The sequence below is a fragment of the Xanthomonas indica genome, assembly GCF_040529045.1.
Taxonomy (GTDB): Bacteria; Pseudomonadota; Gammaproteobacteria; order Xanthomonadales; family Xanthomonadaceae; genus Xanthomonas_A; species Xanthomonas_A indica.
The window spans coordinates 2826429-2851571 of sequence record NZ_CP131914.1 but is presented as its reverse complement, the minus strand read 5'-3'; the positions used below and the strand labels follow the sequence as shown (position 1 = coordinate 2851571).

Annotated in this window: 23 protein-coding genes and 1 tRNA gene; 13 read left to right on the top strand and 11 right to left on the bottom strand. The window is 71.1% G+C overall.

Annotation, left to right across the window (positions count from 1 at the left end):
- Positions 1-4: 4 nt before the first annotated feature.
- The 5 genes from hisB to Q7W82_RS12355 are packed head-to-tail and all read right to left on the bottom strand — an operon-like array spanning position 5 to position 4714.
- Complete coding sequence (hisB, locus tag Q7W82_RS12375; protein WP_242161254.1) at positions 5-1078, bottom strand: bifunctional histidinol-phosphatase/imidazoleglycerol-phosphate dehydratase HisB; 1074 nt, start codon at positions 1076-1078, stop codon at positions 5-7.
- Positions 1075-2175, bottom strand: a complete 1101-nt coding sequence (hisC, locus tag Q7W82_RS12370; protein WP_242161253.1) for a histidinol-phosphate transaminase — start codon at positions 2173-2175, stop codon at positions 1075-1077. The genes hisB and hisC overlap by 4 nt, the downstream gene beginning before the upstream one ends.
- Complete coding sequence (gene hisD / locus Q7W82_RS12365) at positions 2172-3467, bottom strand: histidinol dehydrogenase (RefSeq protein ID WP_242161252.1); 1296 nt, start codon at positions 3465-3467, stop codon at positions 2172-2174. The genes hisC and hisD overlap by 4 nt, the downstream gene beginning before the upstream one ends.
- The gene (gene hisG, locus Q7W82_RS12360) at positions 3464-4378 is read right to left on the bottom strand and encodes an ATP phosphoribosyltransferase (protein WP_242161251.1); all 915 of its coding nucleotides are present in this window, start codon (positions 4376-4378) and stop codon (positions 3464-3466) included. Before hisG ends, hisD begins: the two co-directional genes overlap by 4 nt.
- Before the next feature lie 9 nt (positions 4379-4387).
- Positions 4388-4714 carry a YerC/YecD family TrpR-related protein gene (locus Q7W82_RS12355; RefSeq protein ID WP_048489062.1) on the bottom strand — a complete coding sequence of 109 codons (327 nt, stop codon included), beginning with the start codon at positions 4712-4714 and terminating at the stop codon, positions 4388-4390.
- Positions 4715-4909: 195 nt separating this feature from the next.
- Here Q7W82_RS12355 and Q7W82_RS12350 point away from each other — a divergent pair, with 195 nt between their 5' ends.
- The gene (locus Q7W82_RS12350) at positions 4910-6190 is read left to right on the top strand and encodes a hypothetical protein (RefSeq protein WP_242161250.1); all 1281 of its coding nucleotides are present in this window, start codon (positions 4910-4912) and stop codon (positions 6188-6190) included.
- Positions 6191-6250: 60 nt separating this feature from the next.
- On the opposite strand, the gene hisS is transcribed toward Q7W82_RS12350, so the two are convergent.
- The gene (hisS, locus tag Q7W82_RS12345; RefSeq protein ID WP_242161249.1) at positions 6251-7651 is read right to left on the bottom strand and encodes a histidine--tRNA ligase; all 1401 of its coding nucleotides are present in this window, start codon (positions 7649-7651) and stop codon (positions 6251-6253) included.
- Positions 7652-7762: 111 nt separating this feature from the next.
- Between hisS and Q7W82_RS12340 the strand changes: the two genes are divergently transcribed.
- Both Q7W82_RS12340 and Q7W82_RS12335 read left to right on the top strand, forming a co-directional pair.
- The gene (locus Q7W82_RS12340) at positions 7763-8518 is read left to right on the top strand and encodes a helix-turn-helix domain-containing protein (RefSeq protein ID WP_242161248.1); all 756 of its coding nucleotides are present in this window, start codon (positions 7763-7765) and stop codon (positions 8516-8518) included.
- Between the two features lie 289 nt (positions 8519-8807).
- On the top strand, positions 8808-9122 hold the full coding sequence (locus tag Q7W82_RS12335; protein WP_160946619.1) for a hypothetical protein: 315 nt from the start codon (positions 8808-8810) through the stop codon (positions 9120-9122).
- 37 nt (positions 9123-9159) lie between these two features.
- Here Q7W82_RS12335 and thrC read toward each other — a convergent pair whose 3' ends face one another.
- The 4 genes from thrC to Q7W82_RS12315 form a co-directional block, all read right to left on the bottom strand.
- Positions 9160-10461, bottom strand: a complete 1302-nt coding sequence (gene thrC, locus Q7W82_RS12330; RefSeq protein ID WP_242161247.1) for a threonine synthase — start codon at positions 10459-10461, stop codon at positions 9160-9162.
- A 775-nt stretch (positions 10462-11236) separates the two neighbouring features.
- Positions 11237-12196, bottom strand: coding sequence for a homoserine kinase (locus Q7W82_RS12325; RefSeq protein WP_242161362.1), 960 nt, complete (start codon positions 12194-12196; stop codon positions 11237-11239).
- Positions 12197-12201: 5 nt separating this feature from the next.
- The gene (gene thrA / locus Q7W82_RS12320) at positions 12202-14727 is read right to left on the bottom strand and encodes a bifunctional aspartate kinase/homoserine dehydrogenase I (RefSeq protein ID WP_242161361.1); all 2526 of its coding nucleotides are present in this window, start codon (positions 14725-14727) and stop codon (positions 12202-12204) included.
- A gap of 463 nt (positions 14728-15190) precedes the next feature.
- A complete protein-coding gene (locus Q7W82_RS12315; protein ID WP_242161360.1) occupies positions 15191-15538 on the bottom strand; it encodes a hypothetical protein in 348 nt (115 codons plus the stop codon).
- 346 nt (positions 15539-15884) lie between these two features.
- Between Q7W82_RS12315 and Q7W82_RS12310 the strand changes: the two genes are divergently transcribed.
- The 10 genes from Q7W82_RS12310 (at position 15885) to Q7W82_RS12265 (ending at position 24600) form a co-directional block, all read left to right on the top strand.
- Positions 15885-15961, top strand: a tRNA-Arg gene (locus Q7W82_RS12310).
- A gap of 226 nt (positions 15962-16187) precedes the next feature.
- On the top strand, positions 16188-17720 hold the full coding sequence (locus Q7W82_RS12305) for an aldehyde dehydrogenase family protein (RefSeq protein WP_160946616.1): 1533 nt from the start codon (positions 16188-16190) through the stop codon (positions 17718-17720).
- Position 17721: 1 nt separating this feature from the next.
- Entirely contained in the window at positions 17722-18462 is a 741-nt protein-coding gene (locus Q7W82_RS12300) for a metallophosphoesterase family protein (RefSeq protein ID WP_242161359.1), read from the top strand.
- A gap of 97 nt (positions 18463-18559) precedes the next feature.
- Positions 18560-18841 (top strand): DUF4190 domain-containing protein, encoded by a 282-nt coding sequence (locus tag Q7W82_RS12295; protein ID WP_242161358.1) that lies wholly within the window; start codon positions 18560-18562, stop codon positions 18839-18841.
- The gene (locus Q7W82_RS12290; RefSeq protein ID WP_242161357.1) at positions 18838-19611 is read left to right on the top strand and encodes a class I SAM-dependent methyltransferase; all 774 of its coding nucleotides are present in this window, start codon (positions 18838-18840) and stop codon (positions 19609-19611) included. Before Q7W82_RS12295 ends, Q7W82_RS12290 begins: the two co-directional genes overlap by 4 nt.
- A 10-nt stretch (positions 19612-19621) precedes the next feature.
- Positions 19622-20677 carry a quinone-dependent dihydroorotate dehydrogenase gene (locus tag Q7W82_RS12285; protein ID WP_242161356.1) on the top strand — a complete coding sequence of 352 codons (1056 nt, stop codon included), beginning with the start codon at positions 19622-19624 and terminating at the stop codon, positions 20675-20677.
- The gene (gene murB / locus Q7W82_RS12280; protein ID WP_242161355.1) at positions 20674-21717 is read left to right on the top strand and encodes a UDP-N-acetylmuramate dehydrogenase; all 1044 of its coding nucleotides are present in this window, start codon (positions 20674-20676) and stop codon (positions 21715-21717) included. The genes Q7W82_RS12285 and murB overlap by 4 nt, the downstream gene beginning before the upstream one ends.
- Positions 21718-21749: 32 nt before the next feature.
- Entirely contained in the window at positions 21750-22619 is an 870-nt protein-coding gene (locus Q7W82_RS12275; protein WP_242161369.1) for a DMT family transporter, read from the top strand.
- A gap of 119 nt (positions 22620-22738) precedes the next feature.
- Positions 22739-23428: an aspartate/glutamate racemase family protein gene (locus tag Q7W82_RS12270; RefSeq protein WP_242161354.1), complete on the top strand. Its 690-nt coding sequence runs from the start codon at positions 22739-22741 to the stop codon at positions 23426-23428.
- Positions 23429-23430: 2 nt separating this feature from the next.
- Positions 23431-24600: a TPM domain-containing protein gene (locus Q7W82_RS12265; RefSeq protein ID WP_242161353.1), complete on the top strand. Its 1170-nt coding sequence runs from the start codon at positions 23431-23433 to the stop codon at positions 24598-24600.
- A 65-nt stretch (positions 24601-24665) separates the two neighbouring features.
- On the opposite strand, the gene Q7W82_RS12260 is transcribed toward Q7W82_RS12265, so the two are convergent.
- The gene (locus tag Q7W82_RS12260) at positions 24666-25115 is read right to left on the bottom strand and encodes a MarR family transcriptional regulator (protein WP_242161352.1); all 450 of its coding nucleotides are present in this window, start codon (positions 25113-25115) and stop codon (positions 24666-24668) included.
- Positions 25116-25143: the final 28 nt, after the last annotated feature.

Genomic DNA, 25143 nt, shown 5'->3' with positions numbered 1-25143 from the left:
CGCATCACAGCACCCCCTTGGTCGAGGGCAGCGCCGCACCCTCGCGGCGCAGCGCCTGGCGCAGGGAGCGCGCCAGCGCCTTGAAGCAGGCCTCGACCTTGTGGTGGTCGTTGTCGCCGCGCACGCTCAGGTGCAGGTTCAGCCCGGCGGCGTCGCACAGCGAGCGGAAGAAGTGCGGCACCAGCTCGGTGGGCATGTCGCCGACCCGCTCGCGCTTGAACTCGCCTTCGAACACGAAGTACGGGCGCCCGCTGAAGTCCAGCGCGGCACTGGCCAGGGTCTCGTCCATCGGCAGGGTGAAGCCGTAGCGGCCGATGCCGCGCTTGTCGCCCAGTGCCTGGCGCAGCGCCTGCCCCAAGGCCAGGCCGGTGTCCTCGATGGTGTGGTGTTCGTCGATGTGCAGGTCGCCCTCGGCACGCACGTCCAGCGCGAAACCACCGTGCTTGCCGATCTGCTCGAGCATGTGGTCGAAGAACGGCAGGCCGGTGGCGCAGTGCGGGTCGCGCGCCAGGTCCAGGTCGAGTTCCACCGCGATGCGGGTTTCCTTGGTGTCGCGCTGCACCCGCGCACGCCGCGGTGCATCGGCCAGCTCGTGAGCGATGCCGGCCCAGTCCCATTCGCCACCAAACTGCGCGGTGCGCAATTGGAAGCCGCGGATGCGCAGGTTCTCGGCGAACTGGATGTCGGTGGCACGGTCGCCGACCATGGCCGAACGCGCCCAGTCGATGCTGCGGTCCTGGAGGTACGGCAGCATCAGGCCGATGCCGGGCTTGCGCGTGGGCGCATTGTCGGCCGGCCAGCTGCGGTCGACCAGCACCTCGCGGAACACGATGCCCTGGCTGGCGAAGATCTGCAGCATCAGGTCGTTGGGGCCGTCGAAGGCGGCCTGCGGATAGGCCTCGCTGCCCAGGCCGTCCTGGTTGGTGACGATGACGAACTGGTAGCCGGCGTCGCGCAGCTTGAGCATGGCCGGGATCACGCCCTGCACGAAGCGCAGCTTCTCGTAGGCGTCGATCTGGAAATCGGCCGGCTCCTCGATCAGGGTGCCGTCGCGGTCCACGAACAGGATCGGGGTCATGCCGCCGCCCTCCACGCCTGCAAGGCACCGAGCACGCGCTGGTTCTGCGCCGGCGTCCCCAGGGTAATGCGCAGCGCATCGCCCAGGCCCGGCGCGGCGCGCTGGTCGCGCACCACCACCCCGGCGGCCAGCAGCGCCTGGAACGCGCCCTCGGCGTCGTCGAAGCGCAGCAGCAGGAAATTGCCCTGCGACGGATACACCTGGCGCACGCCCGGCAACGCCGCCAACGCCGCCTGCATGCGCGTGCGCTCCGCGCGCACCTCCTGCACCCGCGCCGCGGTCTGCCGCAACGGTTCGGGCTGTAGCGCGGCCAGCGCCAGTTGCGTGCACGGCGCCGGGATCGGATACGGCGCCTGGCAGCGGCGCAACACCGCGATCAGCGCCGGATCGGCGATCACGCAACCGATCCGCGCCGCGGCCAGCGCGTGCGCCTTGGACAGCGTGCGCAGCACCGCCAGATTGGCGTGACGCGCCAGCAAGGTCGTGGCCGAGGCTTCGTCGGAAAACTCGCCATAGGCCTCGTCGACCACCAGCACCGCACGGCCCTGCAGGCGCTCGGCGGCGCGGGCGATGTCGGCCAGCGCGATCGCCGCGCCGCCGGGGTTGCCCGGCGAACACAGGAACACCAGCTTGGCCATCTGGCTCAGCGCGGCGTCCACCACCGCGTCCACGTCGGTGAGCAGGCCGTCGGTCGTATCGCGCAGCGGCACCTCGACCACGCGTGCATTCTGCAGCCGCGCGCACACCGCGTACATGCCGAACACCGGCGGGGTGATGACGATGGCGTCGCGGCCCGGCTCGCACAGGGCACGCAGCAGCAGATCGATGGCCTCGTCGCTGCCGCGGCCGAGCAGCAGTTGCTCCGGAGCACAGGCGTACAGCGCGGCCAGGGCGGCGCGCAGCGCCGGCGGTTGCGGATCCGGGTAGCGGCGATTGCCGGCCTCGCCGTCGGCGGCGTTGGCCCAGGCCGATTCGTTGGCGTTGAGCCAGACCTCGCCCTGCAGCGCGCTGCAGCGCGCCGACGAGTAGCCGGCGAACTCGCGTAGGTCCGGGCGGACCAGCGCCAGCACCGCGCGTGCGTCGGAGGCCGCGCTCATGCCGCCTTCTCCATGCGCAGCGCCACCGCGTTGGCGTGCGCGTCCAGGCCCTCGGCGCGCGCCATCAGCACCGCACAGCCGCCGATCGCAGCGATGCCGTCCGCGCTGGCGCTCTGCACGCTGACGAAATTCTGGAAGCTGGCCACGCTCACGCCGCTGTAGGCACGCGCGGCACCGCTGGTGGGCAGCACATGATTGGTGCCGCTGCAGTAGTCGCCCAGCGCCTCGGGGGTGTAGTCGCCGAGGAACACCGAGCCGGCGGCCTCGACGCGCGGCAGCCAGTCGCGCGGGGCACGCAATGCCAGGATCAGGTGTTCCGGCGCATAGCGGTTGCTGATCGCAAAGGCATCGTCCAGCGTGTCGACGCGGATCAGCCGCGACGCGGCCAGCGCCTGCCGGGCGATCGCCGCACGCGGCAGCGTCGCCAACTGCCGCTCCAGTTCGTTCTCCACCGCCTCGATCAATGCGGCGCTGTCGGACAGCAGCAGCACCTGCGAATCCGGGCCGTGCTCGGCCTGCGACAGCAGATCGGCGGCGACGAAGGCGGCATCGGCGCCGGCATCGGCGATCACCAGCACCTCGGACGGACCGGCCGGCATGTCGATCGCCGCCGCGCCGGCCTGCGCCACCTGCTGCTTGGCCTCGGTGACGTAGCTGTTGCCGGGACCGAACAGCTTGTCGCAGGACGGCACGCTCTCGGTGCCGTAGCCCATCGCCGCGATCGCCTGGGCGCCGCCGAGCTTGAACACCCGGTCCACCCCGCACAGGGCCGCCGCGACCAGCACCGCCGGATCGGCCGAGCCGTCGGCACGCGGCGGCGTGCACAGCACCACTTCGCGACAGCCGGCCAGCGCCGCCGGCACGCACAGCATCAGCGCGGTGGACGGCAGCGGCGCGCTGCCGGCCGGCACGTACAGGCCGACCCGGCCGATCGGCCGTACCACGCGCTCGCAGACCACGCCCGGCGCGGTCTCGACCGCGTACGGCTGCGCCATGCCGGCGCGGTGGAACGTGTCGATCCGTGCCGCCGCCTCGGCCATCGCCGCGCGCAGCGGCGCCGGCACCGCGGCCTCGGCGGCGGCGAACTCCTCGGCGCTCACTTCGAAGGTCTCCAGCACCACGCCGTCGAAGCGCGCGGTGAGTTCGCGCAGCGCGCTGTCGCCGCGGCTGCGCACCGCATCCAGCACCTGCGCCACGGCGCTGCGGGTCTGGTCGGCGACGCGCTGCACCGGCCGGGTCAGCGCCTGGGTGCGCTCCTGCGCGTCGAGCGCGCTCCACTCCAATCGATTCATGCCAGCGACCGCTCCACCGTCAAGACCATCAACCCCTGCGCGCCCGCGCGCTCCAGTTCCTCCATGCGCTGCCAGGTGATCGCCCCGTGGCACATGGTCTGCAACTGCAGTGGGCCATCGGCGTCGCCGGGCAGTTGCACCAGCGGTTCGGCATCGGGCAGCAGCCGCGCCAGGTCGGCGACCCGCTCGCGCGCGGCGCGGAACATCAGCAGCTTGCTGTCGCGCAGCTTGAGCACGCCATCGAGCCGGCGCAGCAGCATCGCCGCCAGGCCGGCACGGGCGTCGGCCGGTTCGCGCACCGGGCCGGCCAGCACCGCCTCGCTCTCCAGCAGCGTCTCCACCGGCTTGAGCTGGTTGGCGGCCAGGGTGGCGCCGCTGGAGACCAGATCGCAGATCAGGTCGGCGGTGCCCAGCCGCGGCGCGATTTCCACCGAGCCGGACAGTTCCACCACCTGCGCGGCGATGCCACGCGCATCGAGCCAGTCGGCCAGCACGGCGGGATAGCTGGTGGCGATGCGCAGCCCCTGCACCTGCTGCGGCCCGCTCCACTCCCAGCTCTCGGGCACCGCCAGCATCAGCCGGCATTGCCCGAAGTTCAGCCCACGCAGGGCGCGATAGGCCTCGGGCAGAGCGTTGCGGCGGCGCTCGCCGGCCTGCTCTTCCAGCTCGTTGCGGCCGACGATGCCGAAGTCGCACACGCCATCGGCGATCAGGCCGGGGATATCGTCGTCGCGCACCAGCAGCAGGTCCACCGGCAACGATTCGCCGTAGCAGAACAGCTTGTCGCGGCTCTCGCGCCAGCTCAGCCCGCAGGCGGCCAGCACCGCACGGGCCGGCTCGGCCAGGCGGCCACTCTTCTGGATCGCGATACGCAGCCGGTCGCGGGCCGGTGCTGCCAGGGAAGCACTCATCAGGACATCTCAGTGGGAATCGGAGGGGCGCGCCGTCTGCCGGCGCAGCGCCGCGGCATAGCCGCCGGCGCCGTATTCCAGGGTCCGTGCGACACGGCCGATGGTGGTGACGCTGACCTGGGTCAGGTCGTGGATCTCGCGATACGGCACGCCCTTGAGCAGCAGCGGCACCACCCGCCAGCGGTCCGCCATCGCCTCCAGTTCGGCCGGCGTGCACAGGTCCTGCAGGAACGCCGCCACTTCCTGCGGCTTGCCGAGCTGGGCCAGGGTGCGCGCCAACGCCTTGAACGAGGCGTCGCTGGCACGGTCTTCTGCAGGGGCGGGGCGTTGTTTCATTGCGCTAATGTAATAGCACGCTATTACAAGGTCAAGTTCGCGTGGATGGCGCGGTTCAGCCGTTCGGCGCTGCTGCCTGCCGCCCCGCCCCAGGCCCCGCTCTTTCGCAGGCGTTGCGGAGGTTGGCGCCTGCAGCCTGTGGAAGCCCGGCGCGGCGACCATTAGGATCGGCACGATCACCCGTTGGAGCACCGCATGCGCCACGCCTGGCTTGCCGGTCTTGCCCTGTGCCTGGCGACGCATGCACTGGCGAAGCCGCCGCCTCCGACAGCCCCCGCCCACGTGATGGCCAGCGACACCGAGGTCGCCGCGCGAGGGCTGCCGATCCGCTCCAGCGACCAGCTCGAGGCCTACCTGCGCGCCCACGCCGGCCAGCGCACGCCGCTGGACGCACTTACCCCCGGCGCCCGCGAACGCTTCCTCGATGGCCTGGTCTACGGGCGCAACGGCCTGGGCGGATTCGACACGCAAGACCTGCCGCAACTCACCCGCGCGCAGGGCCGCTCCCTGCTGGCCCTGTTCGGAGTGGAACGCTACGCCGAGACCTTGCCGCACTGGGCGACGCAGCCGCGCGCCAGCGCTCCAGCCGCCCGGATCGGCGACCTGGAGCGCCGCTACAACCGCTACAACCGGGCGCTGCACGGCCTGGGCCACACTGGGCGCGATCCATGGCCCGCGTTGCACAGCGCCCTCCCCGAAGCCTTCGACCGCAGCGCCACCGCGCCGTTGGACGATGCCGCACTGGAACTGCTGTACCGGGCGCTGGTCGCCACCTACGCGCTACGTCCCAACCCCACGGGACTCGACGCCCAGTTGCAGGTGCTGGCGCAGTTGCGGCGCCGCGGCCAGGCCAGTGCGGCGCAGGTGGATGCCGCCGGTCATGCGCTGCTGCTGGCGCATCGCGTGGAGGACGCACGGCGCGTGCTGGCCGATGGCGGCAGCGCCGAGTGGCCACACTGGCTGCGCTTCGACGACCGCCTGGGCTCCGGCACGCACGGACCAACGGTGTGGTCGCTGGACGCCGACGGCCGCACCCTGCACCGGCAGCGGATCGATCTGCGGCCAACCCAGATCCTGGTCACCGCCGGCTGCCATTTCGCAGCCGACGCCGCACGCGCCATCGCCGCCGATCCCGAACTGGGGCCGGCATTCCGCCGCCATGCGCGGTGGCTGGCGCTGCCGCCCGGCAGCGAGGACATGGATGCGCTGCGCGCCTGGAACCGCGCGCAACCGCAGACACCGCTGCACCCGCTCTACGACGTGGCGGAATGGCCGCTGCTGCCACGCGAATGGCGCATGCCGACGTTCTTCCTGGTGCGCGACGGTCAGGTCGTTGCGCAACTGCAGGGCTGGCCGGCAGACGATGCCGCACAGCGGCGGGCGCTGAAGGCGATGCTGCAGGGTGCGGGCCTGCTGTCGCCCGCGCCTGGGGGATCAGCCACGGCCGGGTTTACCGGCCATGCTGGTCGCGGCTGAAGCCGCTCCTACGAGAATCTTGCAGAGCGCGACGGCCATCGCCGGCCGTCGCCACCAGACTCAGGCCATCACCTTGGCCTGCTCCAGTTCCACCTGCAGCGTGCTGGCCAGCTCGTCGCGGGCCACCTCGAACTGCTGCTCGCGCAGCAGGTCCTTGACCGCGACCACGCCACGCGCCAGTTCGTCGTCGCCGGCCAGCACCACGAAGCGGATGCCGGCACGGGCCGCGTACTGGAACTGCTTGCCGATCTTCTTCGGCTCCATCTGCACTTCGGTGTTGATGCCGCCGGCGCGCAGCCGCCGCGCGATGTCCAGCGCGTCGTCGAGCTTGGCCTCGTCCATCAGCGCCACCATCGCCTGCACGCTGCTGGAGGCGATGCCGTCGATCAGCCCGGCCTCGCGCAACTGCCAGAACAGCCGGGTCAGGCCGATGGAGATGCCCACGCCGGGCAGCTTGGACTTGCTGTAGTGGCTGGCCAGGTCCTCGTAGCGGCCACCCGAGCAGATCGAGCCGATCTGCGGGTAGTCGGTCAGCAGGGTCTCGTAGACGGTGCCGGTGTAGTAGTCCAGGCCGCGAGCGATGGAGAAATTCAGGCAATACGCGGTTTCCGGCACGCCCAGTGCCTTGACCAGGGCCAGCACCTCGCGCAGTTCGGCCACGCCCTCGCGCAGGATCGCGCTGGACGCCGCATCGGCCTCCAGCGCCTGCAGCCGCGCCAGCGCATCGGCGTGACCGCTGGAGCGCACCGCGACGAAGTCGAGAATGCGCTGCACCTGCTCGGCGGGAATGCCGAAGCCCTCGCCGGTGAGCGTCTCGCGCACGTAATCGGCGCCGCGCTTGTCCAGCTTGTCGACCTCGCGCAGCACGGCGAGCTGGCGCTCGCCCTCGGCCACGCCCAGGCTTTCGAAGAAGCCGCGCATCAGCTTGCGGTTGTTCAACTGCACGGCGAAATCGCCGATGCCCAGCTCGGCGAACACCGCGTGGATCACCGCCAGCACCTCGGCGTCGTAGCGGATGCTCAGCACGTCCTTGCCGATCACGTCGATATCGCACTGGTAGAACTCGCGGAAGCGGCCGCGCTGGGCGCGCTCGCCGCGGTACACCCGCTGCATCTGGTAGCGGCGGAACGGGAAGCTCAGCTCGTGCTCGTGCTCGGCCACGTAGCGGGCCAGCGGCACGGTCAGGTCGAAGCGCAGCGCCAGTTCCGGCAGCCCGCCCTCGCCGCCCTCGGCGGCGGCGTTGGCCAGCGCGCCGGTGGACTGCACGAAATACACCTGGCGCTCGGTCTCGCCGCCGGACTTGGTCAACAGCACGTCGGACAACTCGAACACCGGCGTCTCCACCGGCAGGAACCCGAACCGCTCGTAATTGCGGCGGATGACGTCCAGCATGCGCTGGAACGCGATCTGCTCGCGCGGCAGCAATTCCATGATGCCGGGCGGCGTACGGGGCTTGATCACGTGCGGAACTCCTGCGATTCGGGGGCGAGCGGGACGCCAATTCTAGCCGCACCGGCCACGCCCGGCCGCATCGGCGTATCATTCGCGGGTGCCGAAGCCGCTGCCACGCCCATGAACAGGCCTCCTTCCGGATTCGCCCTGCCCTATGCCGAACCGGCGGCCCCGCGCGCCGCGCGCGGCAACGAATGCCTGCATTGCGCGGTCCGCCACCTGGCGATCTGCTCGGCGCTGGCCTGCGACGAGGTGCAGGCGCTGGAACGGGTCACCACCTCGCTGACCTATCCCGCCGGCGCCACCCTCGCGCGCACCGGCGAGGCGCGGCAGGCGGTCTATACCGTCACCGCCGGCGCGCTGCGCCTGGTCCGCACCCTCGCCGACGGGCGCCGCCAGGTGGCCGGTTTCGTCCTGCCCGGTGACTACGTCGGCCTGAGCGAATCGGCCCGGCACCGCCACGACATCGAAGCCATCGCCGACAGCCGGGTGTGCCGGGTGTCGGTGGCGCAGATGCAGAAGTTGCGCGCCCAGTTCCCGCAGCTGGAGCGCAAGCTGCTGCAGCGCGCCTGCCTGGAACTGGACGCGGCGCAGGACGCGGCGCTGGCGCTGGCGCGGCTGCAGCCGGCCGAGAAGCTGGCCGACTTCCTGCTCAAGCTGGCCGCCCGTGCGGCGCGCCAGGGCGATGCCGGCAACAAGGTGGTGCTGCCGATGGGCCGCGGCGACATCGCCGACCATCTCGGCCTGACCATGGAGACGGTCAGCCGCACCTTCACCAAGCTGCGCCAGCAGGGCCTGATCGCGCTGCCGCAACTGCACGTGGTCGAGATCCGCGACTTTGCCGCGCTGCACCGGCTGGCCTCGGACGAAGACTGAGCGGGTCGCCGCGGCGATTTTTTCGCCATGCTGCCACAAGCGCCGACGCCACGCGGCGCCCAGCCACTTATCCACAGGATTCCAGAACAACGCTCCACACCAGGTGTGGACAACCTCGTCGCGCCGGCCGAGGCGGCGGACGGCGGGTGCCGGCGCGGCAACCGCCTTGCCACCTCTGAACGCTTCAGCCAGTCATCGCGGCGGCGACGCCCAGCCGGCATAGACTGCGTGCGCAACACACCTGCGGCGCCGCCGCGGTGCCGGTGGGGGGACCACTCGGAGGGCCAACATGGCCGTCGCCATCGAGATGCAACACGCCTCGCGCGCCTGCGTGATGCTGGACCGCGAACGCGAACTGGAGTTCTGGAAGGCGCAGTTCGCGCACAGCAGCTTCCATCAGCCCGGGTACGTCTTCCACGACTACGAGCCGGCGCTGAAGCTGGCCTACGACGCCTACCTCAAGTACCACGGCCAGCGCGTGGAGGACGTGGTCGCGCAGCTGCGCGACGTGTTCCTGCGCGACCACCCGCGCTCGCGCCTGGACTGGCTGCAGGTGCGCGGCATCGTCCTGGCCGCCTGGCAGCGGCTGCAGCCGTCCGACTGAGCCACCACGTGCGCAGGCGCCGCCGTCTGCGCACCGCTCAGCCGGCGAGCAGCCGCGCGCGCAAGGCCGCGTAGTCCGGCGCGATCGGCTCGGCCTGTGCCGGCCGCTGCAGCAACGCCGCCAAGGCCGGCGGCACCGGCACCGGCTGCCCGATCAGCGGCTCCACCACCCCTTCGAACTTGGCCGGATGCGCGGTGGCCGCCACCGCCCAGTCGCCGGCGTCGGCCTCCGCGCCCTCGGCGCGCAGTTGCTGCAGCACGTGCAGCGCGGTGGCGGTATGCGGGCAATGCACCTCACCGTAGCGGCGGAAGCGTTCGTCAATGGTCTGGCGGATCTGCGCATCGTCCACCGAGTACGCCTGGAACTGGGTGCGCAGCGTGGCATCGTCGCCCTGGTACAGCCAGCGCAGACGCTCCACGTTGCTCGGCGCGCCGACGTCCATCGCATTGGCCAGCGTCGCCACGCTGGGCTGCGGCGCATAGTCGGCGCCGGCGAAGAAATCGGGCAGCACGCGGTTGGCATTGGTCGCCAGCACGATCCGGCCCAGCGGCACGCCCAAGGCGCGCGCCAGGATCGCGGCCAGCGCATTGCCCAGATTGCCGGTGGGCACCACTAGGTTCAGCGGCTGCGCATGCGCGGCATGGTGCTGCAGCGCTGCGTGCGCGTAGTAGCTCATCTGCGGCAGCAAGCGCCCCAGGCTGATGCTGTTGGCCGAACTCAACGGGGCCTGCGCCTGTACATCCGCGTCGTTCAGCGCCTGCTTGACCAGCGCCTGGCAGTCGTCGAAGGAGCCGGCCACGCGCAAGGCGTGGATGTTGTCGCCGAAGCAGCCGAGTTGGTGCGCCTGCCGCGGCGACACGCGCCCGTCCGGATACAGCACCACCACGCGCAGCCCGGGCTGGCGATGGAAGGCGGCCGCGACCGCGGCGCCGGTGTCCCCGGAAGTGGCGACGAGGATGGTCAGCGGCGTCGCCGCGCCACGCCGCAGCCGGGTCAGGCAGGCGGCCAGGAAGCGCGCGCCGAAGTCCTTGAACGCGGCGGTCGGCCCATGGAACAGCTCCAGCGCATGGTCGCCGGGAGTGGCCAGCGGCTGCAGCGGCGCGGCGAAGTCGAAGGCTTCGGCGCAGATGGCCGGCAGTTCCGGGGCCAGGGCGTCGCCCTCGAAGAACGGCGCCAGCAGCTCCGCGGCGGTCTCGGCGAGGCTGGCACCGGCGCGCAGGTCGCGCGCGGCGGGCATGCGCTCGGGCACGTACAGGCCGCCATCGGGGGCGAGCCCGGCGGCGATGGCCTGGCTGAGCGAGACGGCGGGTGCGGCGTTACGGGTGGAAATGAAGTTCATGGGGGTTCCATTAACAGGGGAATTCGATCGCACTATCGTCCTGGGCTGTTGCTGTTGCTGCTTCGGCTTTGGCTGTTGCTTTGGCTGTTGCTGTTCTGCTCTACCCGGGCCCCCTCGGCGCGGCAGCCGCGGCGGGCGAATACCCGAAGGGCGACGCGCAGGATGCGCGTCGTTTTTCGCCGGCACATGGATGTGCCGTCGAAAAATGCCCGTCGTGGCTGCGGACCCGGAGCGCGTCAGCGCGGAGGGCGCGCTGCGGGGTGTGCTTTCTTTTGGTTACTTTTCTTTGCACAAGCAAAGAAAAGTGACCCGCGTTAGCGGAAGCTGTTGCTCTTGCTTCAAGCTTTAGAGCTTTAACAGCAAAAGCATCAGCAACGGCAAAGGCTTTCGCCCTTGCGGGCGAGTTACTTTTCTTTGCTCGCGCAAAGAAAAGTAACCAAAAGAAAGCGCGCCCTGCCTCGCGCCCTCCGCGCTGCGCGCTCCGGGTCCGCGTCCATCGCGGGGATCCGCGGAAGGGGCATCCTGCCCCTGCCGCGGACGGCGCACATCCCTGTGCGCCGCCCTTCGGGTGTTTCCCCATGATGGCCGCCGCTTCGGAAGGGAACCCGGTACGGCAACAGCAACAACAAGAGCAAGAGCAAGAGCAACAACCAGAGCAACAGTAACGACAAGAGCTACTGCGACAGCAAAAACAAAAGCAAATTCGAAATCAGCAACAGCAGCAGTGGCACTAGCGGGAGCAACAAAGTCGTCGTCGTGCCGCGCCAACACGCCGCTACAACAACGTCGCTCCCGGACACTGCAGCGGCGAGACCCAGTGCTGGCTACCGAAGCCGGCATCGGCAAAGGCCGCCTGCACCGCCGGTGCCGCGGCCTCGGCCTCGGCGCGGCTGGCGAACCAGGCAAACACGCTCGGGCCAGCGCCGGAAATGCCCGCGCCCATCGCCCCCGCCGCCAGCGCCGCCGCCTTGGCCGCGTCGAAGCCGACGATCAAGGGCGCGCGCCGCGGCTCGATCAGCACGTCGCGCAAGCCGGCGCGCACCAGGGACTCGTCGCCCGCATGGCAACCCGCCAGCACCAATGCCAGGTTCGCGCTCTGCGCCACGAACTCGCCCAGCCGGTAATCGCCGGCCAGCGCCGCGCGTGCGTGACGGGTCTCCAGCGTCGCGTCCGGGTGCACCAGCAGGCTGTGCCAGCCGCTCGGCACCGGCACCGGCACCAACCGCTCCAGCGTCGACAGCACCAGCCCGCCCAGCAGCATCGGGCCGAGGTTGTCGCCATGGCGGCTGCCACTGGCCACCGCCTCGCCGTCCAGCGCATGGCGATACAGCTGATCGCGCGACAGCGGCGCGGCGAGCAAGGCGTTGGCCGCCACCAGCGCGGCCACGCACGAGGCGGCCGAGCCGCCCATGCCGGAGCTGAGCGGGATGCCCTTGTCGATCTCCAGTTCGAAGCCGAACGGCAGCGCCAACGCCTCGCGCAGGGACATCAGGGCGGCGCCGGCGGTGTTGCGAGCCGCCTCCAAGGGCAACGCCACGGTGGTGCCGCGGATCGCGGCGATGCGGACCTCGGGGGCGTCGATACGGCGCACCGTCACCGTGTCGCCCACGCCCTCCACCGCATAGCCCAGCAGATCGAAGCCCACCGCCACGTTGGCCACCGAGGCCGGCGCGAACGCGCGGGCCTGCGTCGGCAGCGCGGCCGTGCCAACGGTGTGAGCCGGCAGCGTCTGCATCCGGCTCACAGGCGCGCGCCCTCGCCCGCCGCCACCCGCAGCAGGTCGGCGAACACGCCGGCGGCGGTCACTTCCGGGCCGGCGCCCGGGCCCTGCACCACCAGCGGATTGGCGCAGTAGCGGCGGGTGGTGAACTGCACCACGTTGTCGGTCAGGCGCAGGTTGGCGAAGGCATGGTCGGCCGGCAGTTCCACCAGGCCGACGCTGGGCGCATGGCCCGGCGCCAACCGCGCCACGTAGCGCAGCACGCAGCCGCGCGCCTTGGCCGCCTGCAGGCGCTGCGCGAACGCGGCATCGACTTCGTGCAGGCGCGCCATGAAATCGTCCACGCTGGCCTGGCGCAGCGCTTCCGGCACCAGGCTCTCCACCGCCACGTCTTCCAGGCTCAGCTCGTGCCCGGCCTCGCGCGCCAGGATCACCAGCTTGCGCGCCACGTCGGTGCCGGACAGGTCGTCGCGCGGGTCCGGTTCGGTATAGCCCATGCCGCGCGCCTCGGCCACCAGCTGCGCGAACGGCACGCTGCCGTCGTACTTGTTGAACAGCCAGGCCAGGGTGCCGGAGAAGATGCCTTCGATCGCGGTGACGGCATCGCCGGTATCGACCAGGTCGCGCAAGGTGGTGATCACCGGCAGGCCGGCGCCGACCGTGGCCTCGTAGCGGAAGCGTGCGCCGCTGGCGGCGGCCGCGGCGCGGATGGCATGGAAGCGCGGCAGCGGCCCGGCGCCGGCCTGTTTGTTCGGGGTCACCACGTGGATGCCGGCGGCCAGCCAGCCGGCATAGCGGTCGGCGACGTCGGCGCTGCCGCTGCAGTCGATGATCACCGCATGCGGCAGGTGCGCCGACAACAGGTGCGCGGTGAACGCGTCCAGATCGGTCGGCTGCGGGCCGGCGGCCAATGCCTGCCGCCAGTCGCCGGCGAAGGCGCGCGGCTCCAGGCGCATCGTGCTGCGCGAGGCGACCGCGCGCAGGCGCAGGTCGAGGTTGGCCTTGGCCAGCAGTTGCGGCTGCGCCGCGCGCAACTGGTCCAGCAGCGCGGCACCGACGTTGCCTGGGCCGATCACGCCGACCGAGAAGGTCTGCGGCGACAGCCAGAAGCCGGCATGCGCGGCGCGCAACGCCTTGGTCGCATGGGCGCTGTCGATGGCCACGGAGATGTTGCGCTCGGACGAGCCCTGCGCGATCGCCAGGATGTTGACCTGGGCGCGGCCCAGCGACTCGAACAGGCGCGCGGCCACGCCGGGCTGCCCGGCCATGCCGTCGCCGACCGCGGCCAGCACGCTGATGCCGGTGGTCAGTTGCACGCGCTGCACCTGGCCCACCACCAGTTCGTGGGCGAAGGCCGAGAGCACCGCGTCGCGCGCGCGCTCGGCCTCGTTCTGCCGCACCACGCAACAGATGGAATGTTCGGACGAGCCCTGCGAGATCATCACCACCGACACCCGCGCGTTGCGCAATGCGGCGAACACGCGCTCGGCGGTGCCGGGCACGCCGATCAGGCCGGTGCCTTCGAGGTTGAGCACGGCCAGGTCCGGGCTCAGCGTCAGCCCCTTGATCGGGCCGCTGGTGGCGCTGCTGGCAGTGATGCGGGTGCCCGGATGCTCGGGCTGGAAGGTGTTGCGGATGATGATCGGCAGGCCGCGCTCGATCGCCGGCGACATGGTCTGCGGGTGCACCACCTTGGCGCCGAAATACGCCAGTTCGCAGGCTTCGTCGTAGCTGAGCGTCTCCAGTTGCACCGCTTCGGGGACCACCCGCGGATCGGCCGACAGCACGCCGTCGACGTCGGTCCAGATGTGCAGTTCGGCGGCCTCGAACAGCGCGGCGAAGATCGCGCCGGAGTAGTCGCTGCCGTTGCGGCCGAGCGTGGTGATGCGGCCGGCGCGGTCGCGGGCGACGAAGCCGGTGACCACGATGCGCTGCTGCGGGTGCTGCGCGCGCCACTGCGCCAGGCGCTGCGCGCTGGCCTCCCAGTCCACGTCCACGCCCAGTTCGCCGCGATCGACCACCAGCACCTCGCGCGCATCCAGCACCGCGCAGTCCTCGCCCAGCGTCCGCAGGTGATCGCCCAGCAGTTGCGCCGAGTACACCTCGCCCAGGCCCTGCACGCGATCCAGCACTTCCCGCGGCAACTCGCCGATCACCGCCAGTGCGGCGAGGATCTCGGCCAGGTGTTCGAAGCGCGCGTCCAGCCATTCCACCGTGGCGCCGGCGTGCTCGCCCAGCAACGCGACCGCGGCGGCGCGATGACGCGCGCGGGTCTCGTGCCAGCGTTCGCGCCAGTCGCCATGGCCGCGCGCGGCCAGTTCGGCCAGACCGATCAAGGCGTCGGTGACGCCCTTCATCGCCGAGACGACGGTGACCTGGAGACGCTCCGGGCGCGCCAGCAGCAGCTGCGCGACATGGCGATAGCGTTCGGCATCGGCCACCGAAGTGCCGCCGAACTTGTGCACGACGGTGGCGGCGGCGAGCGCGGGATCGGCGGCGGAATCAGGCGAAGCGGCGACAGCGGGAGCGACGGCGGGGGACGACATGGGAGACCTCGGAGTGGAGGCCCCGCTCGCATCAGGCCGAGGGATTCCCCCGCATCCTGATCCGGGTGCGGGGCCGTGGTGTTCGACGATCAGACGAAGACGACGGGCCGCACCGGGCGAATGGTGAGGGTGGTAATACCGGTGGTAATGCCCGCAGCGACCGCGGCCGCGTGCCGAAGCGAGCGCGGAAGCGAAGTGGCGATGAGGGCAAGGACCAGGGGCATGGACGCAAGAGGACATCATGCGCCGGGGCGCTGTCAAGCGCCGCGTGTGCAAGCGCAGCATCGGCCGACTGGCCAAGCAAGACGGTTGCAAAAGTGACTATCGCGAAAGGCCGCAAAACCCGGCGTTGCACCGGATCGCGCTGCTTCCGCCGCACCCGGAGAACACCAGGCACGGCCAATGTCGAAGCATGCCGCAACAAGCGCGCGGCGCCCATGGCGCCGCGCGCTTGCGCATGTCCTTACTGCTGCTTCTGATCTGCCGGCGGCGTCTGCGTCGGCTGCTGCGGATCCGGGTTGGCCGGGTCCTGCGGCGTGGTCGGCGACGTGCCGTCCTGCCCCTGCATCGTGCCCTGGCCGGCATCGGTGCCGGTGGTGCCGGTCGCGGTGCCGCTGGCGTCGCCGCTGGTGCTGCCCGCCGGGGCCGTGCTGCCGGCCGGGGCGGTGCTGCCGCCTGCCGGGCTGCCATCGGCCGCAGCCGGCGGGTTGGCCGCGTTCGGGTCGTTGGCCGGGTGATCGCCATCGCGCTTGCATGCGGCCAGCGCGGCCAGCATCGAACCCACCAGGACCATCTTCATCGCTGTTTTCATCTGTGACTCCTGCTCGCATAGGGGTGGAAATCGCCGCGTGCATGCCGGCAAGCCGGCAATGGCGCCAAGGCGACCAGGACCGCCGATGCGCGGCGGCGATCGCCCCGCCGCAGGCAGTGCGGACGGGACGCTTGTCGCGGACGCGGCGGATGCGACTCCGTCGTCGTCCGTCGCCGCTGCGGCGACCCGGGATCGCAAGGCGAGCCGTCGGGATGCCACAGTGGCGGACGTACGCAGCCTACGCAGGGCGATGCTCAGGCCGCGTCGGCACAAGGTGTAGAGGGTGTTATTGCAGGCCGGCGCGACAACGCGCGATTCAGCGTCGTAGAATCTCCGCCAGGCCAATGGCCCCGTAGCTCAGCTGGATAGAGCGGTCCCCTCCTAAGGGACAGGTCGTGCGTTCGAATCGCGCCGGGGTCACCATTCCGTTTATGCCGGCGGCCGCGACGTCGTGCCCTCAGCCCCCTTACTCGCCTATGCACGCCGTGCAGCCCCGCGCGACGGCATGCCTGCGCGTTTTTTGCGCTCGCCAGGCGCCCAGGCCGGCGGCGGCGGCCGGGCGCGTGCGGTCTGCTAAAATTGCCGGCTGCGCGTCCCGCGTCCCCCGCCTGCGGTCGCCTTCCCTGTCGCAACGAACCCAGGAGATTCCATGTCCGCTGACCTGCTCAAGGCGCTCGGCCTCGCCGCCACCAACTCCGGCACCTACCTCGGCAACGGCGAGTGGTCCAGCGCCACCGGCGCCGGCGTGCTGCAGCCGCTCAACCCGTCGAGCAACGCCATCATCGCCGAGGTCCAGGCCACCACCGAGCAGGACTACGAGACGGTGATCGCCCGCGCCCAGGCCGCGTTCAAGGTCTGGCGCACCACCCCGGCACCGCGCCGCGGCGAGGCGGTGCGGCTGTGCGGCGAGGCGCTGCGCAAGCACAAGGACGCGCTGGGCTCGCTGGTCGCGCTGGAAATGGGCAAGAGCAAGCCGGAAGGCGACGGCGAAGTGCAGGAGATGATCGACATCGCCGATTTCGCGGTCGGCCAGAGCCGCATGCTGTACGGCTACACCCTGCACTCGGAGCGTCCGGGCCACCGCATGTACGAGCAGTACCAGCCGCTGGGCCTGGTCGGCATCATCAGCGCGTTCAACTTCCCGGTCGCGGTGTGGAGCTGGAACGCGTTCCTGGCGGCGATCTGCGGCGACATCTGCATCTGGAAGCCGTCCAACAAGACCCCGCTGACCGCGATCGCGTCGATGAAGATCTGCAACGAGGCGCTGCGCGACGCCGGCTTCCCGGACATCTTCTTCCTGATCAACGATGCCGGCGTGGCCCTGTCCGAGCGCCTGGTCGAGGACACCCGCATCCCGCTGATCAGCTTCACCGGCTCCACCCAGGTCGGCCGCGTCGTCGCCGAGAAGTGCGCGCGCCGCCTGGGCCGCTGCCTGCTGGAGCTGGGCGGCAACAACGCCATCATCCTCGACGAGAGCGCCGACCTGAAGCTGGCCGTGCCCGGCATCGTGTTCGGCGCGGTCGGCACCGCCGGCCAGCGCTGCACCACCACGCGCCGGCTGATCGTGCACGAATCGATCTACGACACCGTGCTGGCGACCCTGGTCAAGGCCTACAAGCAGGTCGAAGGCAAGATCGGCGACCCGACCGACCCGGCCAACCTGATGGGCCCGCTGAACAGCCGCGGTGCGGTCGAGCAGTTCCTGGATTCCATCGCCAAGGCCAAGGCCGCCGGCGGCACCGTCGAGACCGGCGGCACCGCGCTGGACCGTCCGGGCAACTTCGTGTTGCCGGCCATCGTCACCGGCCTGAAGAACAGCGATGAGGTGGTGCAGCACGAGACCTTCGCGCCGATCCTGTACGTGATGAAGTACAGCACCCTGGACGAGGCCATCGACATGCAGAACGGCGTGCCGCAGGGCCTGTCCTCGTCGATCTTCACCCAGAACCTGAAGGCGGCGGAAAAGTTCCTGTCCGCGGCCGGCAGCGACTGCGGCATCGCCAACGTCAACATCGGCACCTCCGGCGCCGAGATCGGCGGCGCCTTCGGCGGCGAGAAGGACACCGGCGGTGGCCGCGAATCCGGCTCGGACGCGTGGAAGGTGTACATGCGCCGGCAGACAAACACGATCAACTACTCCGATTCGCTGCCGCTGGCGCAGGGCATCAAGTTCGATCTGTAAGATGCGCCTGGCCGCGCTCTCCGATATCCACGGCAACCTGCCCGCGCTGGAGGCCGTGCTTGCGGATATCGGACGGCGCGGCGTGGACCGGATCGTCAACCTGGGCGACATCGTCTCCGGCCCGCTGTGGCCGCGGGAAACCGCCGCGCGGCTGATGCCGCTGGCGCTGCCCACGGTGCGCGGCAACCACGAGCGCCAGTTGAGCGAACTGGAACCGGCGGCCATGGGCGCCAGCGACGCCTATGCCCATGCGCAGCTGACGCCTGCACAGCGGCACTGGCTGGCCGCACTGCCGCCGACCCTGTCGTTGCCGCATGCGCTGCTGTGCCACGGCACGCCGCACGACGACCTGTGCTGGCTGCTCGACGAACTGGAACCGCCGCGGCTGCGCGCCGCCGATGCGCAGCGCGTGCGCGAGCGACTGGGCGACGCGCCGCCGGCGGCGCTGGTGCTGTGCGGACACAGCCACCTGCCGCGCACGCTGCGCCTGGACGACGGACGCCTGCTGTGCAATCCCGGCAGCGTTGGTCTGCCCGCCTATGCCGAGACCCATCCGCAACCGCACCGGGTCGAGACCGGCACGCCGCAGGCGCGCTACGCCGTGCTCGACTACCGCGACGGCCAGTGGCACGCGCAGTTGCACGCGATCGACTACGACCACGCCAGCGCCGCCGCGCAGGCCGAGCGCAACGGCCGGCCGCAATGGGCGCATGCGTTGCGGCACGGGCGCATCCCCGCATGAGCGGCGCACGCCAGGCGCGCTTCTGGGATAATTCGCTCATCCCGCGCACGCGCGCGTCCGCATGGCGCATGCCGCCTTGCTCGCACGAGGAATCCAGATGAGCACCGTTCGCGAAACCAATTCCCTCGCCGTGGTCAGCCTGATCGCCGGCATCCTCGGCTGGACCCTGATGCCGGTGCTGGGCAGCCTCGGCGCGATCATCACCGGGCATCTGGCGCGCGCGGAGATCCGCCGCCAGCCGCAGCGCTTCCAGGGCGACGGCCTGGCGGTGGGCGGGTTGATCCTGGGTTGGGCCGCGGTGGTGCTGGCCGTGCTGGCGGTGCTGGCCTTCGTGCTGTTCTTCGGCGGGCTGGCGTGGTTCGCCAGCACCCAGTCGTGAGCCGGGACGCCGCCGCGCCGCGCGAGCGCTTCAGCGACCGCGTCGCCGATTACGTGCGCTATCGCCCCAGCTATCCGCCGGCCCTGCTCGACTGGGTGCACGGCGAGCTGGGCGTGGCCGGCGACGCGCTGGTCGCCGACATCGGTGCCGGCACCGGGATCTCCACCCGCCTGTTCCTGCAGGCCGGGCACCCGACCCTGGCGGTGGAGCCGAACGCGGCGATGCGCGAGGCCGCCGTCGCGTTGCTGCAGGATCTGCCTGGCTTCCGCGCCATCGACGGCAGCGCCGAAGCCACCACCCTGGCCGACGCCAGCGTCGACCTGATCAGCGCCGCGCAGGCCTTCCACTGGTTCGACCTGGAGGCGGTGCGCCGCGAATGGGCGCGGGTGTTGCGCCCCGGCGGCCTGGCGCTGGTCTACTGGAACTCGCGCCTGCTCGACGCCACCCCGTTCCTGGAAGGCTACGAGCAGCTGCTGCTGGAGTACGGCACCGACTACAGTGCGGTGGCCGAGCGCTACCACGACGATGCCACCATGCAGCGCTGGTTCGGCACCGGCCTGCGCGGCACCGCACAGTTTCCCAACGAACAGCGCATGGACTTCGAGGCGCTGCGCGGACGCCTGCTGTCGTCCTCCTACGCGCCGCTGCCCGGCCACCCGCGCCACGCGCCGATGCTGGAGGCGCTGCGCGCGTTGTTCGACCGGCACCAGCGCGACGGCGTCGTCGCCTTCCATTACCGCACCCGCGCCTTCGCCGGGACGCTGAACTGAGCCACACGCCATGTATTCCCTCGCCCGACCGTTCCTGTTCGCCTTCGATGCCGAGCGCGCCCACGCCCTGGGCCTGCGCGCGATCGAGCTGGCCTACCGCACCGGCACCAACCCGCTGCTGGCACGCACGATCGCGCCGATGCCCACGCGCGCCTTCGGCCTGGACTTCCCCAATCCGGTCGGGCTGGCCGCGGGCCTGGACAAGAACGGCGAACACATCGATGCGCTGCTGGCGCTGGGCTTCGGTTTCGTCGAGATCGGCACCGTCACCCCGCGCGCGCAGGCCGGCAATCCGCTGCCGCGCATGTTCCGCCTGCCGCGGCAGCAGGCGGTCATCAACCGCATGGGCTTCAACAACCTGGGCGTGGACGCGCTGGTGCGCAACGTCGAACGCGCGCGGCGCCGGCGCGGCCTGCTCGGCATCAACATCGGCAAGAACAAGGACACGCCGAACGAAGACGCCGCGTCCGATTACCTGCACTGCCTGGAGAAGGTCTACGCGCTGGCCGACTACATCACCGTCAACATCTCCTCGCCCAACACCGCCGGCCTGCGCGAACTGCAGGAAGAACAGGCGCTGCGGCAGTTGATCGCGCGCCTGCGCGAGGCGCAGGAAGCGCTCGCCGCACGTCACGGCAAGCGCGTGCCGATGCTGGTCAAGGTGGCGCCGGACCTGAGCGACAGCGACATCGACGCGGCGGCGCGGGTGCTGTCGGACCTGCAGGTGGACGGCGTGATCGCCACCAATACCACGGTTGCCCGCCCCGGCCTGGAGCATGAGCCGCTGGGCGCGGAAAGCGGCGGCCTCTCCGGCGCACCGTTGCTGGGCCAGTCCACCCTGGTGCTGCGCCGGCTGCGCGCACGCCTGCCAGAACACATCCCGCTGATCGGCGTCGGCGGCATCCTGTCCGGGGCCGACGCGGTGGCGAAGATGGCCGCCGGCGCGGCGCTGGTGCAGTGCTACAGCGGCCTGGTGTTCCGCGGGCCGGAACTGATCGGCGAGTGCGTGGAGGCGATGCGCCGGCGCCGCGAAGCGCCCAGCCGCGGGGACGTGGTCGTCTCATGAGCACGACGGCCTGGTCGCTCACCGCGCAGGCGCCGCTGCAGGCGCTCAACACCTTCCACGTCGCGGCGCAGGCGCCGTGGCTGCTGCAGATCTTCGCGCCCGAGGCGCTGCCCGAGGCGCTGCTGGCGCCGGAACTGGCCGGCGCCGCGCTGCTGCCGCTGGGCAGCGGCAGCAACATGCTGTTCGCCGGCGATGCGCCCGGGGTGGTGCTGTGCTTCGCCAACCGCAGCATCGACACCCTGGAGCACCGCGCCGACTACGCCATCGTCCGTGCCGGCGCCGGCGTGGGCTGGCACGAACTGGTGATGTGGTCGCTGGCGCAGGGCCTGTCCGGCCTGGAGAACCTGGCGCTGATCCCGGGCACGGTCGGCGCCGCACCGATCCAGAACATCGGCGCCTATGGCGCGCAGATGGGCGAGTTCGTGCACGCGGTCGAAGCCTACGACCGTGCCGATGCGCGCTTCGTGCGGCTGGACGCGGCCGCCTGCGAGTTCGGCTACCGCGACAGCCTGTTCAAGCGCCAGCCCGACCGCTACCTGATCGCCGCGGTGGAGTTCAACCTGCCGCGGTTGCACGCGCTGCGCCTGGACTACGCCGGCATCGGCGAGGAACTGCAGGCGATGGGCATCACCACGCCCGGCGCGCCCGACGTGGCCCAGGCGGTGATCAACATCCGCCGGCGCAAGCTGCCCGACCCGGACGTGCTCGGCAACGCCGGCAGCTTCTTCAAGAACCCGTTGCTGCCGCTGGAACAGGCGCTGGCGTTGCAGCACGAGTTCCCGGCCTTGCCGGTATTCCCGGGCGAGGACGACAGCCAGCGCAAGCTGTCGGCAGCCTGGCTGATCGAGGCCTGCGGCTGGAAGGGCTACCGCGACGGCGACGCCGGCGTGTCCGCCGCGCATGCGCTGGTGCTGGTCAACCATGGCCAGGCCAGCGGCGCCGAGCTGCTGGACCTGGCGCGGCGCATCACCGCCTCGGTGCGCGAGCGCTTCGGCGTGGTGCTGGAACCGGAACCGCGCATCGTCGGCGCGCAGTGGTAGCCGCGCCCACGCCGCTGCGCGCGGCGCTGCTGATGCTGGCCAGCACCATGGCCTTCGGGCTGATGGTGGTGGCGATCCGGCTGGCGTCGGCGCAGCTGTCGACGCTGCAGATCGCCTTCTTCCGCAACCTGTTCGGCCTGCTGTTCCTGCTGCCGATGCTGCTGCGCCCGGGCCGGCCGCTGCCGCGCACCGCACAACTGCCGCGCTACCTGCTGCGCACCGCGATCGGCCTGGTGTCGATGCTGGCCGGGTTCTGGGCGATCGGCCACCTGCCGCTGTCGCAGGCGATCGCGCTGTCCTACTCCACCCCGCTGTTCGCGACACTGGCCGCCGCGCTATGGCTGGGCGAGACGGTGCGCCTGCGGCGCTGGCTGGCGGTGCTGTGCGGCTTCGCCGGGGTGCTGCTGATCGTGCGCCCCGGCGCCGCCGCGTTCAGTCCCGGCACCCTGGTGGCGGTGCTGGCGGCGGTGATGAGCGCGCTGGTCGCGATCCAGATCAAGCAACTGGCACGGGTGGACGACGCCAACACGGTGGTGTTCTACACCTACGCGTTCTGGGTGCCGATGTCGCTGCTGCCGGCGCTGTTCGTGTGGCGCTGGCCGCAGGGCATCGACTGGCTGTGGCTGCTGGCCACCGGCCTGTTCGGCACGCTCGGGCAGTTGCTGTGGACGCACGCGCTGCGGCTCGGCGAGGTCTCTGCGCTGACCCCGATCAGCTTCACCCAACTGCCGCTGGTGGCACTGTTCGGCTGGTGGCTGTTCGACGAGACCCTGGACGGCGGTACCGTGCTGGGCGCGCTGGTGATCCTCGGCGCCAACGCCTATATCGCCCACCGCGAGGCGGTGCTGGCACGGCGTGCAGCGCGTGCCGGCGCCGGCACCCCGCCGACGCTGGACGCCTGAGTGCCGCGCATGACGCCGCGCCGCGCTCCGGCGTCGTGGCAGTCGCCGCGCGCGGTCGCTGCACGCAGCCGATGCCGCTACCATCCTCGCGCACGCGCAACCACGGCAGGCGACGCACGATGAAGACCATCGGCATGATCGGCGGCATGAGCTGGGAATCCACCCTGCCCTACTACCGGCACATCAACGAGACGGTCCGCGCGCACCTGGGCGGGCTGCACTCGGCCAGGATCCTGCTGCACAGCGTGGATTTCCACGAGATCGCGCAGTACCAGCGCGACGGCGACTGGGATGCGGCCGGCGCCGCCCTGGCGGCGTCGGCGCGCGCGCTGCAGGCCGGCGGCGCCGATTTCCTGGTGCTGTGCACCAACACCATGCACTGCGTCGCCGACGCGATCGCCGCCGCGGTCCCGCTGCCGCTGCTGCATATCGCCGACGCCACCGCCGATGCGCTGCAGGCCGCCGGCATCGCCCGCGTCGGCCTGCTCGGCACCCGCTTCACCATGGAACAGGCGTTCTACCGCGACCGGCTGCAGCGGCGCGGCTTCGAGGTGCTGATCCCGGATGTGCCGGCGCGCGAGGACGTGCATCGCATCATCTACGAAGAGCTGTGCCAGGGCCTGGTGCTTGCGCCGTCGCGGCTGCGCTACCAGGAGGTGATCGCGGCGCTGCAGGCGCAGGGCGCGGAGGCGGTGATCCTGGGCTGTACCGAGATTTCCCTGCTGATCGGCCCCACCGACGCGGCGATGCCGCTGTTCGATACGACCGCACTGCATGCGCGCGCCGCCGCGCTGCACAGCCTGGCCTAGCGATGCGCAATCAGGCTTCTGCCCTTGTCCCGCGCCGCGATGTTGACGCTGCGCGCGCGTGGGCGCCGTTCCGGCTTGGCGCCCTGCTGGTCCTGGCCCTGCTGCTGTGGCCGGCGCTCGGCCGCTGCGCCGTCGCCATTCCGCCGTACACGCCGAACGTGGTCGATCCCGCCGGCGCGCTCAGCGCGGACGACACCCAGCGGATCAACGCGGCGCTGCAGCGCCTGCGCGAGCGCCAGCACATCTGGGGCGCGGTCTACCTCGTGCCGTCGCTGCAGGACGAGCCGATCGAACGCCTGGCCGAACGCGCCTTCCGCACCTGGCAGCTCGGCCAGAAAGGGACGGACAACGGCCTGTTGCTGGTGCTGGCGATGCAGGACCGGCGTTCGCGCTTCGAAGTGGGCTACGGGCTGGAAGGCCTGCTGCCCGACGTGGTCGCCCGGCACGCGCTGGACGACTACCTGGCGCCGCGCCTGCGCCAGGGCGACACCGCCGACGCGATCGTGGCCGCGTTCGACTTCATGGGCCGCGCCGCCGCGCAGGATCCCGCAGCCGTCGCCGAACTGGCGCAACCGGCCGACGACGGCATGCACTGGCGGCGCGGCGCCATCGCCTGGGCGGGCCTGCTGGTGCTGATCTGGCTGCTGCTGCCGCTGCGCAGTGCCTGGACCGGCGTCCTGCGCAGGCGCCTGCTGCGACGGCACCCGCGCCTGTCGGCCCAGCCCGAGGAACTGGTCCAGGACACCGCACCTGGGGGTTTCTGGGCATGGTTCATCCGCCTGTTCCTGAGCGCCAATCCCGGCATCTTCGTGGTGCTGCTGTCGGCCAGGTCGATGACGATGACGGTGATCTTCCTGGCGCTGGAACTGCTGATCCTGGTACTGACCCTGGCCATCGCTGCGCAGCGCTACCGCTCGCCGCGGCGCTACAGCCGCTTCCTGCAGGCGCTCACGCGGCGGCGCAATGCGCTGATCCGCAAAGGGCATATCGCCGAGACCGCGCCCGGGGTGTTCGCCTACACCGCCAGCTACTACGCCGATCAGGCCGCCAGGGAACGCGCCGCGGCCGAGTCCGCGGGATCGTCCTCGTCCTCCTCGTCTTCGTCCTCCAGCAGCAGCTCGTCTTCCGGCGGGGGCAGCTCCGGTGGCGGTGGCGCCAGTTCGAGCTGGTAGGGGCGCGCGCAGCGCGCAGCGCTACGCGATCATCCAGCGACCGGCACTGCGGCCACCGCCGCGCATCACGCGGCGGATCCGGCGTTGGCGATCATGCGGTCGAGCAAGCCGAGCAGCAGTTGCTGCTCCTCCGGCTGCAGGCCGGCGCAGACCTGCTGGTCGACGCCGCGCAAGGCCTCGCGGCCAGGTTCCAGCAGCGCAAGTGCCTGGTCGGTTAGGGAGATCGCCGCGCTGCGCTTGTCCGCGGCCGCGCGTTCGCGCTTGATCAGTCCGTCGCGCTCCATGCGCGCGAGCAACTGCGCCATGCTCGGCTGTTCGACGCCGGCCATTCGGGCCAGTTCGCCCTGCGTGCGCTGCTCGCCGTGCTTCAACGCCACCAGCACCGGGAGCTGGGCCGCAGTGATGCCGGCCAGGCGCAGCCGCTCGTCGCTCAGCTTGAGCAGCAGGCGCGCCAGGCGACCGACCACCAACGTCGGCATGGCATGCGGCGTCCACTCGGCAGGCGCGTCGGGCATTGCATAGGATCCTATGTATCTATAAGGT